At 51.0% G+C, this 3218-nt stretch carries 2 rRNA genes; both read left to right on the top strand.

The window, feature by feature from the left end:
• Positions 1-122 precede the first annotated feature (122 nt).
• A 23S ribosomal RNA gene (locus tag FJD38_RS24315) occupies positions 123-3016 on the top strand.
• Positions 3017-3169: 153 nt separating this feature from the next.
• Positions 3170-3218 (top strand): 5S ribosomal RNA (rrf, locus tag FJD38_RS25220); the annotation flags it as partial.

Below are 3218 nucleotides of genomic sequence, written 5' to 3'. Positions count from 1 at the left end.
ATAACACTTTCACTGGTGTTTATTCAGGCTAAGGTAAAATTTGTGAGTTCGCTCTTAATTGAGCATGCGAATTTTCGGCGAATGTCGTCTTCATAGTATAACCAGATTGCTTGGGGTTATATGGTCAAGTGAAGAAGCGCATACGGTGGATGCCTTGGCAGTCAGAGGCGATGAAAGACGTGGTAGCCTGCGAAAAGCTTCGGGGAGTCGGCAAACAGACTTTGATCCGGAGATGTCTGAATGGGGGAACCCACCTAACATAAGTTAGGTATCTTAAGCTGAATACATAGGCTTAAGAAGCGAACCAGGGGAACTGAAACATCTAAGTACCCTGAGGAAAAGAAATCAACCGAGATTCCCTTAGTAGTGGCGAGCGAACGGGGACCAGCCCTTAAGCTGTATTGATGTTAGCGGAACGCTCTGGAAAGTGCGGCCATAGTGGGTGATAGCCCTGTACGCGAAAACATCTTTGCAGTGAAATCGAGTAGGACGGAGCACGAGAAACTTTGTCTGAATATGGGGGGACCATCCTCCAAGGCTAAATACTACTGACTGACCGATAGTGAACTAGTACCGTGAGGGAAAGGCGAAAAGAACCCCGGAGAGGGGAGTGAAATAGATCCTGAAACCGTATGCGTACAAGCAGTGGGAGCCCACTTTGTTGGGTGACTGCGTACCTTTTGTATAATGGGTCAGCGACTTATTTTCAGTGGCAAGCTTAACCGAATAGGGGAGGCGTAGCGAAAGCGAGTCTTAATAGGGCGTCTAGTCGCTGGGAATAGACCCGAAACCGGGCGATCTATCCATGGGCAGGTTGAAGGTTGGGTAACACTAACTGGAGGACCGAACCGACTACCGTTGAAAAGTTAGCGGATGACCTGTGGATCGGAGTGAAAGGCTAATCAAGCTCGGAGATAGCTGGTTCTCCTCGAAAGCTATTTAGGTAGCGCCTCATGTATCACTGTAGGGGGTAGAGCACTGTTTCGGCTAGGGGGTCATCCCGACTTACCAAACCGATGCAAACTCCGAATACCTACAAGTGCCGAGCATGGGAGACACACGGCGGGTGCTAACGTCCGTCGTGAAAAGGGAAACAACCCAGACCGTCAGCTAAGGTCCCAAAGTTATGGTTAAGTGGGAAACGATGTGGGAAGGCTTAGACAGCTAGGAGGTTGGCTTAGAAGCAGCCACCCTTTAAAGAAAGCGTAATAGCTCACTAGTCGAGTCGGCCTGCGCGGAAGATTTAACGGGGCTCAAACCATACACCGAAGCTACGGGTATCACCTTAGGGTGATGCGGTAGAGGAGCGTTCTGTAAGCCTGTGAAGGTGAGTTGAGAAGCTTGCTGGAGGTATCAGAAGTGCGAATGCTGACATGAGTAACGATAATGGGTGTGAAAAACACCCACGCCGAAAGACCAAGGTTTCCTGCGCAACGTTAATCGACGCAGGGTTAGTCGGTCCCTAAGGCGAGGCTGAAAAGCGTAGTCGATGGAAAACAGGTTAATATTCCTGTACTTCTGGTTATTGCGATGGAGGGACGGAGAAGGCTAGGCCAGCTTGGCGTTGGTTGTCCAAGTTTAAGGTGGTAGGCTGGAATCTTAGGTAAATCCGGGATTCTAAGGCCGAGAGCTGATGACGAGTGTTCTTTTAGAACACGAAGTGGTTGATGCCATGCTTCCAAGAAAAGCTTCTAAGCTTCAGGTAACCAGGAACCGTACCCCAAACCGACACAGGTGGTTGGGTAGAGAATACCAAGGCGCTTGAGAGAACTCGGGTGAAGGAACTAGGCAAAATGGCACCGTAACTTCGGGAGAAGGTGCGCCGGTGAGGGTGAAGCATTTACTGCGTAAGCCCACGCCGGTCGAAGATACCAGGCCGCTGCGACTGTTTATTAAAAACACAGCACTCTGCAAACACGAAAGTGGACGTATAGGGTGTGACGCCTGCCCGGTGCCGGAAGGTTAATTGATGGGGTTAGCTAACGCGAAGCTCTTGATCGAAGCCCCGGTAAACGGCGGCCGTAACTATAACGGTCCTAAGGTAGCGAAATTCCTTGTCGGGTAAGTTCCGACCTGCACGAATGGCGTAACGATGGCGGCGCTGTCTCCACCCGAGACTCAGTGAAATTGAAATCGCTGTGAAGATGCAGTGTATCCGCGGCTAGACGGAAAGACCCCGTGAACCTTTACTATAGCTTTGCACTGGACTTTGAATTTGCTTGTGTAGGATAGGTGGGAGGCTTTGAAGCGTGGACGCCAGTCTGCGTGGAGCCAACCTTGAAATACCACCCTGGCAACTTTGAGGTTCTAACTCAGGTCCGTTATCCGGATCGAGGACAGTGTATGGTGGGTAGTTTGACTGGGGCGGTCTCCTCCTAAAGAGTAACGGAGGAGTACGAAGGTGCGCTCAGACCGGTCGGAAATCGGTCGTAGAGTATAAAGGCAAAAGCGCGCTTGACTGCGAGACAGACACGTCGAGCAGGTACGAAAGTAGGTCTTAGTGATCCGGTGGTTCTGTATGGAAGGGCCATCGCTCAACGGATAAAAGGTACTCCGGGGATAACAGGCTGATACCGCCCAAGAGTTCATATCGACGGCGGTGTTTGGCACCTCGATGTCGGCTCATCACATCCTGGGGCTGAAGCCGGTCCCAAGGGTATGGCTGTTCGCCATTTAAAGTGGTACGCGAGCTGGGTTTAGAACGTCGTGAGACAGTTCGGTCCCTATCTGCCGTGGACGTTTGAGATTTGAGAGGGGCTGCTCCTAGTACGAGAGGACCGGAGTGGACGAACCTCTGGTGTTCCGGTTGTCACGCCAGTGGCATTGCCGGGTAGCTATGTTCGGGAAAGATAACCGCTGAAAGCATCTAAGCGGGAAACTTGCCTCAAGATGAGATCTCACTGGAACCTTGAGTTCCCTAAAGGGCCGTCGAAGACTACGACGTTGATAGGTTGGGTGTGTAAGCGCTGTGAGGCGTTGAGCTAACCAATACTAATTGCCCGTGAGGCTTGACCATATAACACCCAAGCAATTTGCGTCGAAGAGACCAGATTGCGGTGTGTGAAGACGATACAAACCGAAAGTTTGCAATCGCAAAGCACCGAATTCTATTACATACCCATTCGCTGGAACGTTGACCGTAAGGTTAAACGCGCTGGCTACCGAATTTCTTGACGACCATAGAGCATTGGAACCACCTGATCCCATCCCGAACTCAG

The organism is Pseudomonas saxonica (genome assembly GCF_007858365.1).
GTDB classification, from domain to species: domain Bacteria; phylum Pseudomonadota; class Gammaproteobacteria; order Pseudomonadales; family Pseudomonadaceae; genus Aquipseudomonas; species Aquipseudomonas saxonica.
This window is presented reverse-complemented; position numbering and strand designations above follow the sequence as displayed.